Origin of the sequence: Paenibacillus tyrphae (assembly GCF_000722545.1) — a bacterium.
Lineage (GTDB): Bacteria > Bacillota > Bacilli > Paenibacillales > NBRC-103111 > Paenibacillus_G > Paenibacillus_G tyrfis.
Genome location: NZ_JNVM01000036.1, coordinates 1 through 21591, shown reverse-complemented (window position 1 = coordinate 21591; position 21591 = coordinate 1). Strand labels below are relative to the sequence as shown.

Sequence of the window (21591 nt, the reverse complement as noted above, 5' to 3'; positions counted from 1 at the left end):
TTACACCTCTACTCCAATTTGCTTCCAGATATTCATCGCGCTCTCTGCCTGTTCGCCCTGTCCGCGCCCGCTCACATCGCGGCGCTGCAAGACAGGAAGCGGAATCGGCTTGCGAAGGATCGAACGCTCCTCAGACTCTTCCCAGCCTTCGAGGATCACGTGCGCGTTGGTGCCGCCGTCGGCAAAGCAGTTGATCGCCGCGATGCGAGCCGTGTCCGTCCAAGGCATGAGTTGACGGGCCATCTCAAACGGCGACGCCTGCAGATCATAATGCGTCATCGCCTCTTCGCCCGACAGGAACGGCACCATCTGCCGGCGCTGTAGCATCAAGACGACTTTGATAAATCCGGCGATCCCTTCCGCGCACAACGGATGCCCGATGTTCGGTTTCATCGACCCCAATCCCAGCGGGAGGTTCGAGGAAGCGCGATACACCGATTGGATCGTCTTCAGTTCCAAGAGGTCGGTCACTTCCGTGCCCGAACCGTTTGTTTCGATATAGCGAACCGCTTCAGGCGATACCCCGCCTTTTCGGAGCGCCGCCTGCAGCACTTGTTTCTGTGCCTCAAGGCTCGGGGTGGCAGGTCCGGCGGTCCGTCCGTTGTTGTTGACAGCGACCGCTTTGATGACGGCGTAGATCGCATCGCCATCGCGCAAAGCCTGCTCCACCGTCTTCAGCAAGACCATACCACACCCTTCCCCGACCACGATGCCGTCCGCTCGACGGTCAAAGAGGTGGAACGCCCCTTCTCGGTTCAGGATGTTGCGCTGTTCAAAGATGCGGTGCGTCTCATCGGTGGTCAGCAGAGAGACCCCGCCGACGATCGCCGACTCGATCTCCCCGCTCTGAAGCGCCTGCGCTGCCATGTTCATCCCCACCAGAGCGGAGGAGCAAGCGGTGTCCACTACGACACACGGGCCGCGCAAGTCAAAATACTGCGAGATGTTCGCCGCCAGATAGTTCTGTCCGACAGCCAAAATCGGGTTGCGCGTCTGGCCCAGATCCGCCGTGCTCGGCGAGTGCTTGCTGCGCGCCCCGAGGTAGACGCCGACCGAGCGGCCTTTGACCTCCTGCTGGGTGTAGCCGGCGTGGCACAAGAGCTTGAGGCTCTCTTCCAGCACCAGAAGGGCTTGCGGGTCCATCGCTTTGGCGTCTTCCTCCGAGAGATGGAAGAACGACGGGTCATACTGCGTGATGTCGTCGAGCAATCCGGCATAGAAGCCGCACGAATACCCCCAGCGCCCCTGCGGTACCTCGCGAATGGCGGAACGGCCCTCGGACAGCAACTGCCAATACTGCTCCAGAGAAGCCGCCCCCGGCAGTCGGCAAGACAGGCCGACGACGGCCAGATCAGCGGCCCCAGAGGCCGGAGCCGCTTTGCGCACGGCTGCTTGTCCTTGCTTCGCGACACGCGGCTTGGCAGGACGACTCGGCGCACGATAAGAAGGTGCCGCCGGCTCTTCTTGCTGAACCTGCGTGGCCCCCGTCGCGTTGGCGAGGGCTGGCCCATGCAGAGCCTCCAAATGCTTCGCCAGCGATTCGATCGTTGGGAACTCCAGCAGGAGAGACGGGTCGAGCTTCACTTGCAACGCCTGCGCGATCTGACGCAGCAATTGCGCTTGCAAAATGGAATCGACCCCGTAGTCTGCAATCTGCGCATCGACCTCGATCTTGGCCGGGTCCATTTTCAACTCTTTTGCAAAAATCGACCGAACCCAAGCCTCCGCTGTCTGCCCTTGGCCGCTTGCCACCACGCTTGCTTTCTGCGCAGGGGCCGCCGGACGCTGTGCCGGAACCACAGGGGATGTCGGGAGCGCCGCCGTCTGCTTTTTGCGCTGCATCAGCGTTTGCGGATTCCAGAGCGATGGGTTGACCACGGCGGACATGACGACCGGGCCGATTTTTCTCGCCAGCACATAATCGAGGAACTCCAGCCCCTCGGCGTTGGTCATCGTCAGAAGGCCTGTCTGCTCGTAGGCTTTGCTCTTGACTTCGCCCATGCCCGCCTCTTTCCAGCTCGGCCATTGCACGCTGACGATCGGACATTCCGGACGCTTCGCTTCCGCCAGATAATCCATGTAGGCATTGGCCATCGCATAGTCGCTCAACCCCGCCGCGAGCGACGGGATCGTGGCCGACACAGACGAGAACGCGACGAAGAACTGCAGCGGCTCTGCGCGGAGACTGCGGTACAACGCGTCAAGTCCCGCCACTTTCGGCTCCAGCACCTGCTCGATGCCTTCGACCGTCTTGCGAATGAAGGCCGAGTTCTCTTCATCGAGCAGGCCCGCCGCATGCAGCACCCCGCCGATCGGGCCGAGGCTGCGGCGAACCGCCTGCACGCTCTCTTCGACCGCCTGAACATCGGACAGCGGCACAGACAGAACCATCACCTGCGCCCCTTCTCGCTCCAGAGCTTGGATGCCCTGAATCTTCCGGGAAACAGGCGTCTGCTCCCGAAGGTGCGCCGCCCACGTCTCGCGCGGCGGCAAGGTTTCCCGTCCGGTCAGCACCAGGCGCTTGACGCCATAGTGTTTGACAAAATGCTGCGCGCACAGATACCCAAGGCCCCGCGTGCCCCCGGTGATCCAGAGCACTTGATCTTCCGGGAACGGCGTTCGCGCTTGCTGCTCGCCTTTTTCCCATTCCTTGAGCCGCGCGCGATAACGCAGCCTGTTTCGCCAGCACGCTTCCGTCTCCTCATCTTCGACAAGGAACTCAGTGGCAATCTGCTCGGCCAGCCTCGTCTCATCAGAGACCGACTCCAGATCGAGATGGCGGGATTGCACATGGCCATATTCGCTCTGCAGCATGCGATAGAGCGCCGCACAGGAGGCACCTGTGAGGTTGACCGTCGCATTCTGATACCCTTCCAGCCCCTTGGTGACACCCAAAAGCATCATCCCATCGCGGCGGCCGTGTTCGATCAGCAGCTGAAGCCAGCTCATCCATTCCGCCGACTCCTTGCGCTCCTGACCGCAGCCGACAAGATCGATCAGGCCGTCATACGCCTGCCAATCCAGCTCTTGCGGCTCTTGCGCCACATCGAACAGGCGGCTTTGCGGCAGTCTCTTCGCCAGCTCGGTGGCCAAACTGCGCGTCTCCGGCGTGGTCAGGATCGCCACCGCCCGGTTGACGCTGCGGCTTGGAGCTGCCGAACATGGCTCCCACACTTTTTTCAGAAAATACATCTTGCGCTTTGCCGCCGTGCTGTTTCCTTGCCACTCGCCTTCGACCGGCTCCAGCACCAATCCGTGCATCTGCACGCAGACCTCGCCCGTTTCGTCGCAGAGGTCGAGGTCATAGCCGGCCTCGCCGCTTCGAATCAGCGCCCACATCGCAGACGGGCACGGACGGAGGATGTCCAGCGACTGCAGGGAGATCGGTCGGGTCGGCTTGCGGTCGGTCTGTTTCAGCGTAAAAGCGTTCACGGCCTGAACCGCAGCTTCCAGCAAGGTCGGGTGCAGCACATAGTTCGCTTCCGTGGCAAGAGCTGCTGACGGCAGGGCGAGCTTGGCCAGCACGTGGCTCTCTCCCAGATAGAGCGTCTCGATCCCTTGCAGGCTCGGTCCATAGGCCGTCCCCATCGCGCGGAAGGCATCGTAGCATTGCTCAGCCGTCAGAACGCCGAGTCCCGACTGCACCTGCAAGGCGTGCAGATCGAGCGGCGGTGCCGGATCGAACACGCAGATCTCGACTTCGCCATAGCTATACAGCGTCGGAGCTTCCTCCCCCTGTGGGATGTCACCGCTGATCTCATAGGCGATCTCGCCGTCCTCCAGCGCATGGAGTCCGACATGCAGACGTATAGATTCGCCTGCTGCGACGATCGGTTGCGGCCAGACGACATCTTTCAAACGCATGGATGTCGGATCGTTCGCTTCAAGACCCGTCGCCAGCAGAGCAGCCGCTCGCGCCAGCTCCAGTTCTGCGACGCCCGGCAGTACCGGGTTGCCATAGGCGACGTGATCGCGGAGGAAGAATTCGCGGCCCGTCAGCGTCGAACGGAACCGCACTTCGGTCAGGTCGGACGTGTTCTCGTGCACCAGCGGATGCAGCATCGCGGCGCGTCCTACGCCCGTCCCGCTCTGCACAGCTCCGTCGATCGGAAGCCAGTAGCGCTCCTTGGCAAACGGATAGCCCGGCAGCGAGATGCGACCTGGCTTGCCTGTTGCATATTGCCGGCTCCAATCGATCGACAGCCCTTTAGCCCACAGGTCGAGCAGCTTGCCGAACTTGCCTTTTGCCTGCCATGCCTCGATCACCGCCTGCATGTCCTCGTCCTGCGCGAAGAGGGCCAGCGTGTCCTTGTAGTGCTTGACATGTCTGTGGAACAGGCCGTCGATGCCTCGTTTGCCGGACAGGAAATCTTGCAGTTTGGCACTCAGTTCCTTGAGCGACGAGGCCAGCACGGCCAGACGCTCCTCCATCGTCTCGCGGCCCAGCTGCAAGGTGTAGGCGATCGCCGGCATGTCCGCGTCGCTGTATGCACCGCTCTCGACAGCCTGCAGCAAGCGCTGTGCCTGTTCTTGCAGACGGTCTGCGTTCTTGGCCGAGAGCACGATGACGTGCGGAGCCGTTCCGAAATGGTCACGCTGTTGCTCTACCGCTTGGTATTCCTCGATGATCACATGCGCGTTCGCACCGCCGGCCCCAAACGACGAGAGGCCCGCAAGGCGCGGGAACTCCCTTGTCTGACCGTCGATCTCCACCAGAGGGCGCTTCCATTCCATCAGCTCTTGCGGCACGACAAACGGGCTGTTCCGGAAGTCGATGTTTGCGTTGAGCTGTTGAGAGTGCAAGGACGGAGCGATTCTGCGGTGCTTGAGCTGGAGCAGCACTTTGGTCAGGCCGGCGATGCCGGCGCTCGCTTCCAGATGCCCGATGTTCGACTTGACAGAGCCGATCGCGCAGAACTGCTTGTCTCGCGTGTACTTGCCAAACGCGCGGGAGAGCCCGGTGATCTCGATCGGGTCGCCCAGCGCCGTGCCGGTGCCGTGCGCCTCGATGTAGCTGATCGCGCGCGGGTTGATCTTCGCCCGCTCCAGCGCTTTCAGAATCATGTCCGACTGCGCCGTCGGGTTCGGCACCGTATACCCGTTGGTCTTGCCTCCGTGATTGACAGCGGTCGCCTTGATGACGCCGTAGATGTGGTCGCCGTCCTTCACCGCTTGGTCGAGCGGCTTGAGCAGCACTGCGCCGATGCCTTCGCCCGGCACATACCCGTCGCCATCCGCGCCAAAACTTCTGCATCTGCCATCCGTCGCCAGGAACTTGTACTGGCTCAGGAACAGATATTTCCCCGCGCCGATCGACAGGTTGACGCCGCCGGCGATGGCGACGCTGCTCTCTCCGTTCAGAAGGCTCTGGCAGGCGAGATGCAGCGCGGTCAGGGACGAAGAGCACGCGGTATCTACCGTCAGGCTCGGCCCGTTGAAGTTGCAGAAATACGAAACGCGGTTGGCGATGCTGTAGAGCAGCGTGCTTGGGCTGAGCACATGGCCCTGCGCCTGTGCGAGCACACCAAGCTCTTGATACGGCTGCCACAGCGCCCCGACGAACACGCCGACCGACTGATCCCTGAGGCTCTGTCTCGTATAGCCGGCATCTTCGAGCGCATGCCAGACCACCTCAAGGAACAAACGCTCCTGTGGGTCCATCAGCTCGGCTTCACGCGGCGGGATGTTGAAGAACATCGGGTCGAACTTGTCCACATCATCGAGGAAACTACCCCATTTGCTGTATAGCTTGTCGTTTTGCTTGTCCGGATCATAGTAGCGCACATAATCAAATCGATCCGGTCGGATCTCTTCGATGCAGTCCTTGCCCACTTGGATGTTCGCCCAGAATTCCGCCAGCGATCCGGCCTGCGGATAGCGCCCGGCAAGGCCGATGATCGCGATATCCCGCACAGCCGGAGCGTGCGGTGTCATCGCGACCGTCTCGACCACATCTGCGGAACGCGCGGTCTCTTGAGCACTCGCCACAGCCGCTACTGTCGATTCAACCGACGCCTCTACCACCTCATCCACTTCAACCGTTTCCGGCAATTGCAGCAGCGAACGCAGCGTCTCTTCATACTCCTCCAGGAAATAACCCGTCAGGTCTTCCAAGTTGCGGTACTCAAAGAACAGAGTCTTGGACAGCCCGGACCCGAACGCATCCTCGAACAGCTTGTTCAGCTCCAAGATCATCACCGAGTTGATGCCATACGCTTCGAACGCTTCCTCCGGCCGGATCATCGACGGCTCCAGCCCGATCGCCTCAGACAGCAGACCCCGCACGAATTCCTGTGCGCGAGATCTCAGCACAGCCACTCCACGGTCGCGAACCGCCTGCGTTTGGGCCGTCGACACCGGGGCCGCCGCCTGCACCAAGGCCGATTTTTCATAATTCGTCGCCTTGATCGAGAAATTGACGAGCCGCGCCACTACGCGCCCCTCCTCGTCGCAAACGGTCAGGTTAAACTTCTTGATGTCCGGGTTGTTCTTCGTCTTCGGGCTGACTTCGCTGTAAACGTGGCATCTGCGCGGCACGATTCCCCACATCTCCAAGCTTTCGATCGCAATCGGGATAAAATCGCGCTCGTCATCGCCGTGGAAGCGGTTGTTGATCAGCGCCGTCTGGAACACGCCCGTCAGCATCGTCGGGTGCAGCAGGTACTCATCATACGTGTCTGCGATCATCTCCGGCAGTTCCAGCGTCGCCAGCGCTTCCTGCTCGTTGAGCACCATCTCCTGCATCGGCATGAAGCTCTCCCCGACGATCAAGCCCTCCGCATGAATCTGCTGATAGACCTGCTCGCGCGTCCAGCTCGCCGTGCATCGCTCTCGAATCGCCGCGAGATCGAGCGTTTCCACCTCACTCTGCGCCAGCTGCCACGGAGCATATTCCAACGCCCCGGTCGCATGCACGACGCGCTCGGCCCCTTCCATTCTGTAGATCTCGTAGTCGGTGCGCTCCCCTTTTGGCAGCAGTTGAATGAACACATCAAACGGCTCTCCGCTCGAAGACAGTTGCTTCGCCCAGTAGCAGTTGAACAGCTTGCTCACCCGCTGGCCCGGAAGAGCGAGTGCGCCGGCCTGTCTGGCCATCTCGGCATAGCACGCGCCTGGCACGTTGTATTTGTTGTCCACCACATGATCGACCTGATAGAACTCTGTGTTGTCATAACGTCGCTGGTACAGCCCCTGCTCGCCAGCGACCTTGTTCAGATCGATCAGCCCCGAGCTGCGATACAGCGGAGCCAGAGCCCCCAGCTCGGCATAGTGCGCCTCGATGACCGCGCGCTGCCTGTCTTGCAGCAGATAGTCCAGAATCTGTTGCGAGGTTCCATGCTCAAACAGCAACGGCGGTTTGAAATCGACGCCAAAATACTGCGAGATCAGGTTCGCGATCTGCAGCAGCGACAGCGACGCCACCCCGAGCTGCTGCAGCTGCTGGCCGGCACCGATCTCCGCCGGAGCCAGGTGTAGCGCTTGTGCGAGGATGCTGTAGAGATCCCGACGGATCATCGTCGGCACATCCAGTTCTCGCACAGTCTCCGCCTTCTTGCGGATGCCAAAGTGCTGGTTGATTTTCATCTGGTCACCTTCGATCCCTACGATGTGAGCGAAACCTTCCTGACTTGCCAGATGCAGCGCTTCCCGGAGCAGGACCAAGCCCTGCGGCGTTTCCAGCGGCTGCATCCCGAACACCTTCCAGAGGTGCTCCTTCTCCTCCGGCTCCACGGTCATCCCGCCGTTCGCCCAGAGCGGCCAGTTGATCGCCAGCGACAGACCGCTGCGCCTGCCCTCGGCGACGAGCTGCTGCCGGTGCGCCGCATACGCATCCATGAAGCTGTTGCCCGAAGAATAATCGCACTGCCCTTGATTGGGCATCAGCGCTGCAATCGACGAGAACATGACAAAAAAGTCCAGTTCGTCGCCGGCCGTCGCGTCGTCCAGATGGAGCGTCCCCGCGAGTTTGGGCTGCAGGATTTTTTCAAAAGACTCGGTTGTTTTGCGCAGGATGAAGCTGTCTTCAATCAACCCGCTTCCCTGCAAAACGCCGTGGATGCTGCCATAGGTCGCACGCGCTTGCTCCACCGCCGCACGCACTTGTCCGGCATCGCCGAGGTCCGCCCGAATGTACAGGCCGGAGCCGCCCAGACTTGCCAGCCTGTCAAGCTGTGCCGCGATTCTCTCATCCTGCTCTCTTCGCCCGAGCAACACGACCTTCGCCTGATATTCCTTGGCCAGATAGTCGGAGAAAATCTGCCCCAGGCCGCCCGTGCCGCCTGCGATCAGATACACCCCGCCTTGGCGCAGCGCATAAGCCTGCTTCTGCAAGCCGCCCGCCACGGTCACCATCTCGCGCAGCTGCCTTGTCCCGCCTACATATCTCACTTCATGCAGCGGGGCCGGAGCACTCGCAAACAGCTCCTCCAGCAGCGCCCGGCCGCAGTTTTCAAAGCGATCCGTGAACGCCGCCACCTCCAGATGAAGGCGCGGGTACTCATACTTCAGCGTGCGAGCCAGCCCGCCGGCCGCATACAGGGCGGGCAGCGCCTCGGACGACATGCTCTCGCCGGCGTAGAGGATCTTGATCGGCTCTTTAAACCGGCTCTTAATCAGAGCTCCTGCCAGCACGAGCAGCCCCCGCAGGTCTTCCCCCCCCGGACGGACGGCCGGCACGAGAATCTGCCGCACGGCAAACCCGCTCGCCTTGACCTCCTGCAGCGCTTCCAGATAGCGATCCGGGTCCTGCTCGGCGATCGTCAAGCGCCGGAACGGCACCTCCTCGCCCAGTTCGCCGCGCATCCAATCGGCCAGTGACTCCGAACCGTTGAGGAGGAGCAAGCCCTTCGCCTCCGCTTCCGGACCGCAGGCTTCCTCCCGCCACTTCGAGGTGTAATAGAGCAGCCCCTGTTTGCTCGGCGCTTCTTTTCTCGTTTCTTTGTTCCTTGCTTCTTCTTTTCTCACCAACGCCCGCTTCGTAAAATTCTTCACCGAAGCCAGCACGCGACCTTCGCCGTCGCAGAGATACAGGTCGAACTGGATCGAACCGCTCTGCTGCACCTGACGCTGCTTAACATAGTAATAGCGCACCGCTTCCAAGCTTCCCGCAACCGTGAAGCTCTCCGCATAATACGGCACATACTGCGATTCGCTCGCCGTGCCGTTTCGCACGCTCAAGCACACCGCCGTCTGCAGCGCCCCGTCCAGAATGCCGGCTGCAATGCGCCCGTAATTCCGGACGTCCACCTCCGCAATCGCCTCGTCAGCCGAGCAGTGCAGCGTCTCGATCACCTGGAACGAAGGCCCGTACACCAGACCGTTTTCGGAAAAGAGACCATACAGCTCGGCCTTCGATTCCTTCGTCTCGCAGCGCTTGCGAATCTCCTCCACCTCGATGCGCTCTTCCGTCCGCGCCACCTGCTTGAGCAGGCGGCCTTGGCAGTGCAGGTCCGCACCCGAACGGATGCGCACAGCCCAGTCGCTTCCTTCCTCCTTCACGTTCAAGAGGAGGGTGCGCGGCTCGTCGAGAACGGCCAGCGGCTTCAGCCAGTACACATCTTGGAACGTCACACCGGCTGTCCACTCTTCCTTCAGCTCTCCGACGATCAGGTCCAGATAGCCCACGCCCGGCAGCACTTTCTGCCGCTGAACGAGATGGTCTTGCACCATCCGCTCCGTAGCAGGGAGCAGGATCTGCTTGTCGCCGGAAGCCGTATTCGCATCCGCCTTCACCGTCTTCGGCTCAAACCAGCAGCGCAACCGCTCAAACGGATACCCCGGCACCTCGATGCGAGAACCGTGGAAGCTCGCCTGCTCCCATTCGATCCCCTCGCCCTTCACCCAAGCCTCGGCGAGCAGGAGCAGATCGTCCGTCGACGTAGCGACCTGCACAGGCGCGTCAGGCTTCGTCCCCGCGACGCCTTGGAACAGCGACAGCGAGGCCTGCTCGCTCACATACCGCTCCAGCTCCTCCACCACCTGCTCCACCGACGAAGCGACCATCGCCAGACGCTCCTCGAACTCCTCGCGCCCGAACATCAGCGTGAACGCGAGATCGTCCACATGCACAGACTGTCCGGCTTCGCTTTGCAAAAATGTGAGCAGTCGCTCAGCCGATGCCCGCAACTTCCCTTTTTTCGCAGACAAAAGCACCAACCGCTTCTGCGACGCACTCTTGGCGCGAGGTCTGTTGCTGCGCGGCGGCTCTTCCAAGATCACATGCGCATTGACGCCGCCCATGCCAAACCCGCTGACCCCCGCCTGTCTCGGCAGCAGCTTGCCTTCGATTCGCCGCTTCTTCCACGCGGTCGGAGCCGTGACGAGGCCAAACGGCGACCCCTCAAACGAGATGTACGGATTGATCTCTGTAAAATTGAGCAGCTCCGGCAGCACGCCATGCTTCATCGCCAGCAGCACCTTGATGATCGAAGCCATCCCGGCCGCGCTCTCCAGATGGCCGATGTTCGTCTTAACCGAGCCGAGCAAGCAAGAGTTCTCGCGCGGCTGCAGGCCCCGCTCCTCATAGTACTGCCCGTATGCTTTCTTCAGCGCATTGATCTCGATCGGGTCGCCCAGCGGCGTGCCTGTGCCGTGCGCTTCGATGTAGGAGATGTTGCGCGGGTCCGCTTCGGAGCGCTGCAGCGCCGTGTAGACCACCTCAGACTGAGCGGTCACATTGGGGGCCGTCAGGAAATTCGAGCGCCCACCATGATTGATCGCCGTCGCCTTGATCACGCCCAAGATGTTGTCACGGTCTTCCACCGCCTTGTCCAGCGGCTTGAGGAACAGGGCCGCCACGCCTTCACCGCGCACATAGCCGTTCGCCGACGTATCAAACGTTTTGCATTGCCCGTCCACCGACAGCATGCCGGACTTGGCATGGGAGATGTACATCCGCGGGCTGAGCAGCGCATTGACGCCCCCGACGATCGCCGCCTCGCATTCCCCTTCCCGAATATCGCGCACCGCGTTGTGCAGGGCGACCAGAGAACTGGAGCACGCGGTGTCCACGGCTTCGCTCGGCCCTCTGAAGTTGAAAAAATACGACACGCGGTTCGCGAGGATCGAGTGTACCGTTCCTGTGGAAACAAAGGCGCTGATGTTCTCCCCCATCAGCTCGGCATAGTCGTTTTTCGAAACGCCCGCATAGACGCCGATCTTCCGGCCTGACAGACTCTTCGGGCTGTAGCCAGCGTTTTCAATCACCTGCCAGACCGTTTCTAGGAACAGGCGGTGCTGCGGGTCGATAAAATTCGCCTCTTTGGGCGAGATGCCAAAAAACAGCGGGTCGAATCGATCGACCTCCTCGATGAATCCGCCCCACTTGCTGTTCGTCTTGTTCTCTTCCTTTTGCGGGTCGCCGTACACATCCTCCCACTTCCAGCGGTCTTGCGGAATGACAGAGATGCTGTTGAGGCCTGCATTGAGGTTGTTCCAGAATTCCTGCGTGTTCTTCGCCCCCGGAAAACGACCGGCGATTCCGACGATGGCAACTTCTCGCTTTGGCGTTTGAGTCATCCAGATCCGCTCCTCTTTTTGCTTACAATCCGACCAGTTCAGAGATGCGCCGGTTCAGCAGGTCTGCCGTTTCGCGCATCAGTTTTTCGCCGATCACATCGACATGGCGCGCTCTCCAGCTTTCCAGCGGCGTGCCTTTCACCCAGCGGTTGAACGCCCCCAAGGACGGGCCGCAATGCACCTGATAATCCACCGTGTGCTCGGCGTCCCCGCTGAGCGCCATGCGCGACGAATAGCCAAAATACCATTTGAAGATCAGCGCCATCTTGTGCTTGGGATTGCGCTCCGCCTTCTCGATCTCCTGCGGGGCCACATAGGCTTGCACTTCGCGGTAGACCTCGTCGAAACTGCGCTTGAAGTAACGCTCTTGCAAAATGCGGCGGGTCTTCTCATCGATCTCCTCCAGCGAGTTGAACTGGCGGTAGAGATCGTACAGCTTGTTCGCACGGGCCGGGAAAAAGACGCCTTTTTTCAAAACCTGCACGCGAGCGCCGATCTCAAACATGTCGCCCGCCGGCGCATAGGCCGTGTCCTGCACGTTCATCTCCTGCAGCAGATCCTTCACCGACTCGGACGTCTGCGCTTCCACCGTGCATTGGTTGATCGAGCCGGTCACGAGATAATCCGCCCCGAGCACGAGCGTCGCCACCGCCGCTTCCGGGGTTCCGATGCCGCCGGCCGCTCCGATGCGAATCTTCTTCTTGTATCCGTATTTGGCCATCATCTCATCGCGCAGGCGAACGATCGACGGAAGCAGCACGGAAGAGACCCCCTGATCGGTATGTCCGCCGGAATCGGCCTCGACGGTGATGTCATCCGCCATCGGAACTTCGCGGAGCAGATCTGCTTCCTCGCGCGTGATCCGCTGTTCCAGCAACAGCTTGTCGACGATGCGCTCCGGTGCCGGGCTCAGAAACGCCTCGGCAACTTCCGGGCGCGAGACTTTGGCGAGGATGCGGTTTTCGACGATCACGCCGCCTTCTGCCGAGCGTTTCAGCCCTTTCGCCCGGTAGCGGACCAATGCGGAGTTCACCGCCATGTAGGCGCTTGCCTCCACGTTCCGCACGCCGGTGCGCAGGAAGAGATCGACCGTCATGTCCTCCATCGATGGGTTGCCTTGGTTATGCAGCAGGTTCATGCCATACGCCTCACCGCGCGTCAACGCCTGCTGAATCGTGCGGATCGCCTGTTCGATCTGCTCCAGCTTCATGCCGCCGGTCCCGTAAAAACCCAGCATGCCCGCCTTGCCGACCTGAATGACCAAGCGCTCAGAAGCCACGCCGCGATACATCGAGCCCGTGACATAGGCATACTTCAAGTTATAATCCTTCTTGAACTCCTCATCGCCCAGCGATTCTGCCGTGCTCGCCCTTCTCGACACACGCACGATCGGCTCGCTCACAGCTTCCCTCACCGGCACGACCTCCACCGGAGCCGGAGCAGGCGCCGCAGCAGGCGCCTCAACAGCGACTGCCACCTCCACCTCCGCGATCGACGCTTTCGTCACCTCAGGCACAGTCACAGACGCCGCCACAGCCACCAGCACCGCCTCTTCCGCCTCCTCCACGTCATCCGCTTCCGGCTCGATCACGAGCGGTTCCGCTTTGCGGCGGATCGTGGTGACGAGCTTGGTCAGGACATTGCCCGGCCCGACCTCTTCGATCTCGATCTCGCCAAGGCCCATCAGATAGCGCACGCTGTCCGTCCACTTGACCGGAGACACGATCTGCTGCACCAAATTATCCTTCACCTGCCGTTGCTTGTACGGACACGCATAAATGTTCGAGATGACCGGAATCTCCAGTTTTGAAAATTCAAACGATTCCAGATACGCTTCAAAACTCCGCTTGCTCTCCGCCATATACCGGGAATGGAAAGCCCCGCTCACATTGAGCGGAATGTACATGCGCACGCCCGCTTCCTCAAAAAACGGCTGCGCGCGCAGGATGTCCGTCTTCAAGCCCGCGATGACGATCTGGTCCGGCGAATTGTGGTTGGCGATGTCGATCCCGTCCAGCCCGTTCTCCATCAGCACCCGGTCGATCTGCTCCACCGTAAACCCGATCACCGCCGCCATGCCCCCACCGCTCGCAAGGCTCATCAGTTCGCCCCGCTTCTTGACCATCCGCAGACCGGTAGCAAAATCAAACGCCCCTGCCGCAAACAGCGCATTGTACTCACCCAAGCTATGCCCGGCCACATAATCCGGCTTGCATCCCGTCTCCTGCACCTTCTTGAGAAAACTCAGTGCGCTGACCACATACAGAGCCGGCTGCGTGTACTGCGTCTGGCCCAGCTGATTGTCCGGGTCCTCCAAGCACAGCCTTTTGATCGAATAGCCCAAGATCTCATCCGCTTGTGCCATCAGATCTGCAAACTCGTCAAACAGCGTACCTCCCATGCCTTTGTGCTGAGAACCTTGTCCAGGAAACACGTATGCTTTCATAGGTTGTCCTCCCTTTCTGATGGGCGATGAAATGAGTTGCTCCAGTTGCTCGCAAACCTTGTTGAAGTTCTTGAGATCCTGCTGATACGGCGTGAGGACCGCATAGCTTTGCGAGAGCGAATCCTGTTTAAAATTCCGCTTGGCCAGATTGGCCAGCGTTCCCGAAGGACCCAAGTCCACGTACAGGCAATCGTCTCCCTGCTCCAGCGCCTGCACCGCTTCGGCAAAGCGAATCGGCTGTCGCGCCACCTCCCAGAAATACTCGCTCCTCAACGCTGTCTCCCGCCGCCCGGTCACCCCGGAATAAAATCGCACCCAAGGCTGGCGATACGAGAGCCCGCGCAGCCGCGCCACATAGGAAGCGGCAGCCGGATCAATCCATGAGGAATGGTACGCAAAGGAGACCGGCAGAATCTGATAGGCGATGCCTTTCTCCCGCAGCGCCTCCCCGATGCTCGGCAGCATCGCCGCCGGGCCGGCCACCACAAAATGCGCGTCCGAATTGATCGACGCCATCTCCGTGTTCTGACGCAAGAGCGGCATCCTGTCATAGAGGCTCGGCTCCTGCAGAATCCCGATCATCCCGCCGGGGAGACAGGTAGCCTCAAACGCCTTGGCCTGCTCCACCACCAGCTCCAACGCGACCTCCACATCGAGCACACCTGCCACAGCCGCCGCCGCGAACTCGCCCATGCTGCTGCCAAGGACCGCATCTGGCTTGACCCCGCGGGCCATCAGCGCCAGCGCCAGCGCATATTCCACCATGAAGATCACGGGGTGGGTCAGCAGCGTCCGTTCAAACGGCTCGTCTCGGCGCTTGTCCTCCGCATACAGACGCGCCAGCACCGACTCCCCGACGAGCGGCGTGACCATCTCGTCCAACTTGTTCATCCACTTGCGAAACTCAGATACCTCCTCATAGAGCCCTCGACCCATCTGGTAAAACTGAGAACCCTGCCCGGAGAAAAGAAACACGACCGGCTTGCCCATCCATGCCCCTCCTGAACGCGACTCGTCTGCCTTGATTTATTTAAAATTGAACAATTGCCCCTGATTCTTGCGCATCCGAAACCGGACAAAATGCTCTTTTTGCTCAATCTGAAAATAGATGTTGTGCTCCAGCACATCCCGAAACGCCATGCCCGGCTCCTTGCCATAAGAATGACCCGGATACACCCGCACATGAGGGGGAGTGGACTTGCGAATCCTCTGAAAACTGTCATGCATCTGCTCCGGGGAACCTCCGGCCCCATCGCAGACGCCGCAGCCTTCAATAAACACCGTATCCCCCGTGATCAGATCGTCTGCGAGCCGAAAACAAGCCCCGCCGGCCGTGTGCCCTGGCGTCAGCATGCAGGTGATCGGCGTCTCTCCCAGCCAGATCGTCTCCCCCTCCTCAAACGGATGCAGATTCCGACATGCGAACCCGTAGGCATCGATCTCCTTGACCGACATGTACGCCCGCGCCGACGGGTAGAGCTCCAACAGCGTATCCACCTTGTTGACATGATCGTGATGCGAATGTGTCAGCAGGATGCAAGCCAACTCCGCCTCCAATGAGCGAAGCATCCCGTCGATCAACTCCAAGTCCCAAGCCGGGTCCACCACAGCCGCCTGCCGGGCGGCTTTGTCCACAAGTATGTACGCATAATTTTTCATGAACAAAAACTCAACCTTCAACGGGTGCAACTCATAGCTCCGCTTCATCCTTCCCCCCCTCTCAAAAAGCAAGCACAAAAAAATAGAGGAACGATCTCCTCTACTTTTTTGTGCTTGCTTTGGCTATTTTATATAACTTCTTCCACCTTGCACAACAGATCCTGCACGGCCTCCAAGTTCAAACGGCAGTCCTTGGGATAGGCGATCGCAAAGACGCGCTCCCCCACGACCCAGCCCGCAACTCGGAACTGCGGAAAATGAGAGTAAGCCGCCACCCAAGCCGTTCCCTGCTGTTCGAGCCCTGTGATCTCCAAAAACTCGAACGGCACCGCAAGGCCAGTTTTCAAGACTTTGGACAAGGCTTCCTTGGCCGACCAGTACAGCGTCATCAAGAGCGCCTCAGACCCCGGCTGCGCACCGATCCGCTCGCGTTCCCGCTCCGTCATCTGAGCCGCCAGCACGGCTTGCCGGGCCGGACGGATCTGCTCGACATCCAACCCCATCGGCAGCGCTTCCGGAAACACGAGCGCCGCCCCCAGCTCGTCGCAATGAGAGATGCTCACCTGCAGATTGAGAGCGGCAGGGTGTACGATCAGCGGCTGGTGAAGAATCCCCCGATCAATCCAGATCCGATCCAGACGTTCTTCCTGCACAGAGGCCGCCACCGCTCGCTTGGCCGCATAGCGTCCGGCCAGATAGCTGGTGATCCGCCGCTCAAACTGCAGCCCTTCATAAAACGCCAGCTCGTTCGGATGCAGAAACGGGATCGTGGCCTGATACTCCGCCGCCGATTGCGCACAGCAAACGCTCAACCAAGCGCTGTACGGCTCCTCTCCCCCTCGCACGTCAAGTCCCTGCACGAAGCTCTCCGGAGGACACACTTCACCCATGCCCCTTCCTCTCAATGCGATTCAATATGATACCCTAAGTTCCTTCAACGTGCCGAAACATCGATTAAATTAGCTTAGGGATTTTCTAAGATTCAACCAAATATTCTATCAATGAACTTACGAATTGAACAACATAACCCATTACACTAATACAGCTTAATACTACCCTCATTCAACTTTGTTCGTCAAGGATTACTTACCAGAGACCTATTTATTCTATCCCCACGTCTTGGTATGATATGGGCAAATAAAATATGGTATAATGTTGTAAAATATACTGTTTTTTGTTTTATTGACTATTTGTTTAACAACATACACATGTTAGGGGATGGCTATTTTGAATTGGTACGCACTATTCGTTGAATCCGGTCAAGAAGAGGTCGTGCAAAAGTTCCTGAACCTGTACTTTGATGAAACTTCCCTCCACTCTGTCGTACCGAAACGCAGAGTCCCCGAGAAGAAGGCAGGCGCTGTCAAGCACGTGCTGAAGAAAATGTTCCCCGGCTACGTGTTGATCAAGACCCGCATGACCGATGAAGTTTTTCACACCTTGAAAAAAGTCCCCAAGTGCTACAAGCTGCTCAGCCAAGGCACGCTCTACTCCAAAGATAAAGGAACCTATTACTCCAAAATTGACGAACGCGAGATGTCGCTGATCTTGCAACTGATCGGAGACGGAGAGATCGTTGGCTATTCGGGCATCTACATAGAAAATTCACGTGTCTCCGTAACCTCCGGCCCGCTGCAGAGCATGGAAGGCATCATCACCAAAATAGACCGTCACAAAAAGCGGGCGAAGATCCGCCTCAACTTCATGGGTGCCGAGAAGATCATCGACGTAGGCGTGGAGATCCTCTCCCCTTGCATCCCGCAGCTACAAAAGGCCACGTAAAAAACATCCCAGTTCCGGTAAGGAACTGGGATGTTTGTTTTAAGCGCTGCTCAGACGAGAATTACCAGCAGATGATCGTGCAGAAGTAGCACGTTTGCGTATCGACATCTGTCTCACAGCCGCCTACAGTGAATCCGGCAACGCCTTGGTTGTCGTTAAGTTGAACTTGAACGTCGAGATCGAACATGTTTGCCATTTGAAATCACCTCCCCCCATGAGTTAGAGCGTATGGTTCTCTTCATAGAGATTGTTTTGCACGCGATACATCTCGGCATAACAGCCGTCGCGCGCCATCAGCTCGTCATGCGTGCCCTGCTCGATGACCGATCCGTTTTCCATCACCAGGATCTTGTCAGCAAAGCGGGCACTCGCAAGGCGATGCGCGATGTAGATCCCCAGCCGGTCGCGCAGTAGGTCGCGGAGGCGTCCAAACACTTCGCTCTCGGCGATTGGGTCAAGCGCCGAGTTCGGCTCGTCCAGCACGTACAGATCGGCCTCGCGGACGAAGGCCCGCGCGATGGCGATCCGCTGCCACTGGCGCCCGACAGTTGCTCGCCGTTGACCACCCAGTGCCCGAGCTCCGTGTTGAGCTGTTTTGGCAATTTTCGAACGAACTCGCCGATGCCGGTCCGATCGCTCGCCGCCAACAGCTTGTCATCCTCCTCAAGCACGGCTGTATTGCCTAGTCCGATGTTGTTGCGCACCGTCATCTCATACTGGACAAAATCTTGGAACACCACGCCGATGCGCTTTTGCACCTGCTCGACATCCCACGCGCTCGCCGGCTCCCCGTTGACCAGAATCTGGCCCTCATACCCTTCATAGAGCTGAGTCGCGAGCTTGCCATTTCCTCTAACCAGTCCTTTTTTCTGAGGAAGGTGCAAGTACGTCTGACGGATTGCTTCCCGATCGAAGGTGAAGTCTTGCTGCACAAGTCGTTCCGCTTCCTTAGCGATTTCCAAAAAGTGCCCCATCGTCTTTCTGCAAAATGAAATGACCGGCGCAAGTTGCGGACAAGTCTCGCGAGTCGCCGCGACATAATGATGTTGGTTAGTCGGTCTAAACGTGGCAAGACTCTTGCTCAAAGAGATCTGATGCTTCGTGCAGACCAGTACACCCGGGAGTTGGTGAGGGAGATGCCAATACATCTCCCCGTAGGTTTGCAGGTCGTCCTCTGCACAGATCGGGCAGTAGTAAAAGAACTCTTTTTCTGTGAAGGTACTCGCCATGACCCCCGTTATCATGTGAAGTGCGCCTTCCCTAGCGCCTGAACGCATCGCTGTATGAGTGCGTTCTCTGAATTCAGGGAGTACGAATGCTGTGTAATATCTGAAAAAGGTATGATTGGAGATCCATTCTTCGGCTGTTTGATTGATGAAATGTCGGAGTCGGCTATTGAGTTCTTCGAGATTAGTCGGCAGATCGGGTACTGCCAATTGTGTCTCGTCCCCATAAAGGTCAACCATAGTTTGCTTGGGACCGGAATTGATCGAATACAAATGGTATCTGGCCAGCCAACTGTAGAGCAATTCTTCTGGATATAGCCTCGGGAAAAATCCAAGCATGCTGTCCCTCCTAGATAGCAAACTCCTGCATCGGGTCTTTTATAATACCTGCCTCTTTCATGGATTCGTAAGCCGAGAGTTTTCGGTGTTTCCCCTGTTCGATGATCTCTGCCAATTTATTGAGTTGGGGTCCCTTGATTTTTGTCTGCTGAAGCTGTTGTTTTTCAGTCTCAAGCTTTGCCAAGGCTTGTTTGACAACCTGAGCCGGTTGCATGTCGCTTCCTTCTTTGATGATTTTGAGTACAATTTTTTCTGCTGTTTTTGCATCCACGTCCAATGAAATTAGAGCGTGAATCGCTTTCTCTGTGATGGAAGATTCATACTTTTGACGAGCTTCCTCCTGTTGCTCCTTCTTCTTTTGAATAGTGGCCCGAATATCGATCTGGCTCTGTCGCATTTGGATGACACTCGATAAATCCATAGGCATGATGTCCTCATATTTCTCAATCTCAGAAATGAGTCCGCTACGGAGGGCATTTAGCATTGGCTGCACAAGTCTCAGATCCTCACGTGCCACCTTACGAACCAGAGATGGGCCTATCGTTTCGTTCTCGCCGATGGCACGGCTTTGTGCAAGGGTGTAGAGCTTGACTGCGATATCCACGATTCCTTGACTCTCTTCATAGATCGCGGTTCGAAGCTCGTCGGTAAGTGGGACTTTTTCTTGAGTCCATTGGTACTCCCACATCTGCTCGATCAGCATATCCCAGTCGTCCCCAGGCTTCATTTGTTCCCAAACCATGTCTCCCATTCCACTGCCTCGACGTGCTTGACGAAAATCTTGTTGGAGGACAGTGCGGGCACGCATCGTACCGATGAGAATGATTGGAATGCCTACCTCGTTGATTAACGTGACGAAGAAGTTCATCATCTTCTCTGACCCTTTGTCCTTTGCCGTGAGCAAGTGCTGAATCTCATCAATAATCAACGCTCCGATGCAATGTCGCCTTGCAATGCGTCCCATAAGATTGACCATCGAACTGATTCATGAGGGCAATTCAGTTTGAGCCACACAATCTGAAACAAGTTAACTGGATGAGTGTGTAAAATGGACTGAGGGTACAGCGACAGAACTCGTTCGATCGCTGTTGTTTTGCCAATCCCCGAAAACCCCATGAAAGTTAAACTTGAAGCACTCGACCTGACTCCCGGCACGACGTTACCAGTAACCTGTTGCACGAATGCAGGGTCAAGTGGATTACGCGAGAGAGATCCCGAACGGATAAGGCTTGAGAACTTTCGCTCCAACTCTAAATGCTGCATGACTGGTTGGAAGAATTGCTGAAGACGAAATAGAGCCGTGTATCTCAGTTCTGGACTCAATTTTCGCTCCTCGTCGTTGTAGATCGGAGTCAAACAAAGACGCTCGTAGGCTTCCATCGCGGATAAGATTGGTGGCAACGCTTCGATTAATGGGTTCCCACGGAATTCTGGAAGAGATTGTTCCAGATATACGACTGTTGGCCATGGGGAGTTTTGCAATGGGAGTCTCTGATATTCATCATTCATCTTGATCCTGCTCCTTTTGGCGCCGGAGGAAATCTTTTATTGACGGTCGTTTTTGTTCTTCATTCAATTTGGAAGTGAACGGGACGACATCTGCTGGTGGCTTGTCTGCGGGAGTCACATCGACAAATGATTCCTCTCTTCGTCGCTCCTCACGCTCCATACCACGATGATCTTTTATATTTTTGATCCGTTTGGATTTGTTGTTTGTGGATTATCGCCCTTTGACTTCTTTGACAGCCGTCTTCACGATATCTTCCACTTCAGAATAGAAGTTTACCTCTGCCTGCAACTCGGAATATGTGGCAGCATGTCGCATCTTTCTCTCATGTGCAATGAGGTTCTGCACTTCGTTAAGCGTTTTATTCATATATCGCTCTTGGTGATCAAGCAGGTGGCACGCCTCAAATGCTCCAGTGCTCTCATCCCACAAATACACGATAGACACGTTGCGAGGATCGTAGGATATTGACACTTTCCAACTTCCCCGGTGTCTAGCCTCAGGGAACCACCCTTCTTTAAGAGCCCGATCTGATCCATACAGCATCTGCATGAATTTGATACCTTTATGAGTAACTGTCGCGGACTCTTGTGGTAAGAGGTGGAGTCGAATCAACTCCTTCGGGAAGATTCGTAATTTTCCTGAACGGTTCTCGATCCCCCCAATTCCAAAGTTGTAGTGGAATTGGCTCTATGCCATCTCGTATCATATCTTCATCTCGGGTGTAGGACTCCAAGTAGTGGGACGTGTTGTACTTGAGAATCTGCTTGATCATGATCTGCGTGAACTGCTCCAATGTCAGTTTTGCGTCCAAACGATAATCGCGGGCCCCACGTTCCTGAAAATCCTTGTCTACATAGCCCGGCAAAAATGACTTTACTTTCTTTTGCACAATATCGAACTGTTTCTCCACGATCCCTTTCCAATCGGCGCGATAAGGAGCAGCATTCTCTACATGCAGGTTAAATGCGTTGATCAATCGTTCGACATTGTAGCCTTCTAATTCTCCACGGCAAGACCATGCTAAACGTTACCTTTATGCAAGCTTATGATTTCTAAAGGTAAAGACAAAAGACCAGGCTGCCCATTATTCTGATATGCTCCCCTTTAGGTAG

Annotated in this window: 10 protein-coding genes and 2 pseudogenes; 1 reads left to right on the top strand and 11 read right to left on the bottom strand. The window is 57.7% G+C overall.

Annotated elements, in window-relative coordinates:
- The 4 genes and pseudogenes from ET33_RS30230 to ET33_RS30215 all read right to left on the bottom strand — a co-directional run.
- A pseudogene (locus ET33_RS30230) lies at positions 1-11487 on the bottom strand (SDR family NAD(P)-dependent oxidoreductase); the annotation flags it as partial.
- A 52-nt stretch (positions 11488-11539) separates the two neighbouring features.
- Complete coding sequence (fabD, locus tag ET33_RS30225; RefSeq protein ID WP_063761703.1) at positions 11540-14953, bottom strand: ACP S-malonyltransferase; 3414 nt, start codon at positions 14951-14953, stop codon at positions 11540-11542.
- Between the two features lie 36 nt (positions 14954-14989).
- Positions 14990-15670 (bottom strand): MBL fold metallo-hydrolase, encoded by a 681-nt coding sequence (locus ET33_RS30220; protein WP_036690990.1) that lies wholly within the window; start codon positions 15668-15670, stop codon positions 14990-14992.
- 80 nt (positions 15671-15750) lie between these two features.
- Entirely contained in the window at positions 15751-16512 is a 762-nt protein-coding gene (locus tag ET33_RS30215; protein WP_036690986.1) for a 4'-phosphopantetheinyl transferase family protein, read from the bottom strand.
- Between the two features lie 337 nt (positions 16513-16849).
- On the opposite strand from ET33_RS30215, the gene loaP reads away from it, so the two are divergent.
- Positions 16850-17404, top strand: coding sequence for an antiterminator LoaP (gene loaP / locus ET33_RS30210; RefSeq protein ID WP_036690984.1), 555 nt, complete (start codon positions 16850-16852; stop codon positions 17402-17404).
- Between the two features lie 61 nt (positions 17405-17465).
- On the opposite strand, the gene ET33_RS39540 is transcribed toward loaP, so the two are convergent.
- The 7 genes and pseudogenes from ET33_RS39540 to ET33_RS39385 form a co-directional block, all read right to left on the bottom strand.
- Positions 17466-17600, bottom strand: a complete 135-nt coding sequence (locus ET33_RS39540) for an FDLD family class I lanthipeptide (protein WP_200879252.1) — start codon at positions 17598-17600, stop codon at positions 17466-17468.
- 142 nt (positions 17601-17742) lie between these two features.
- Positions 17743-18366 carry an ATP-binding cassette domain-containing protein gene (locus ET33_RS40020; RefSeq protein ID WP_235206857.1) on the bottom strand — a complete coding sequence of 208 codons (624 nt, stop codon included), beginning with the start codon at positions 18364-18366 and terminating at the stop codon, positions 17743-17745.
- Positions 18367-18498: 132 nt separating this feature from the next.
- A pseudogene (locus ET33_RS40715) lies at positions 18499-18969 on the bottom strand (TniQ family protein); the annotation flags it as partial.
- 10 nt (positions 18970-18979) lie between these two features.
- Positions 18980-19933 (bottom strand): TniB family NTP-binding protein, encoded by a 954-nt coding sequence (locus ET33_RS40500; protein ID WP_327204073.1) that lies wholly within the window; start codon positions 19931-19933, stop codon positions 18980-18982.
- Positions 19894-20478: a P-loop NTPase family protein gene (locus ET33_RS40495; protein WP_327204072.1), complete on the bottom strand. Its 585-nt coding sequence runs from the start codon at positions 20476-20478 to the stop codon at positions 19894-19896. The genes ET33_RS40500 and ET33_RS40495 overlap by 40 nt, the downstream gene beginning before the upstream one ends.
- Positions 20479-20689: 211 nt before the next feature.
- On the bottom strand, positions 20690-21028 hold the full coding sequence (locus ET33_RS40710) for a hypothetical protein (RefSeq protein WP_051775823.1): 339 nt from the start codon (positions 21026-21028) through the stop codon (positions 20690-20692).
- A gap of 13 nt (positions 21029-21041) precedes the next feature.
- Positions 21042-21455, bottom strand: a complete 414-nt coding sequence (locus ET33_RS39385) for a hypothetical protein (RefSeq protein WP_051775821.1) — start codon at positions 21453-21455, stop codon at positions 21042-21044.
- Positions 21456-21591: the final 136 nt, after the last annotated feature.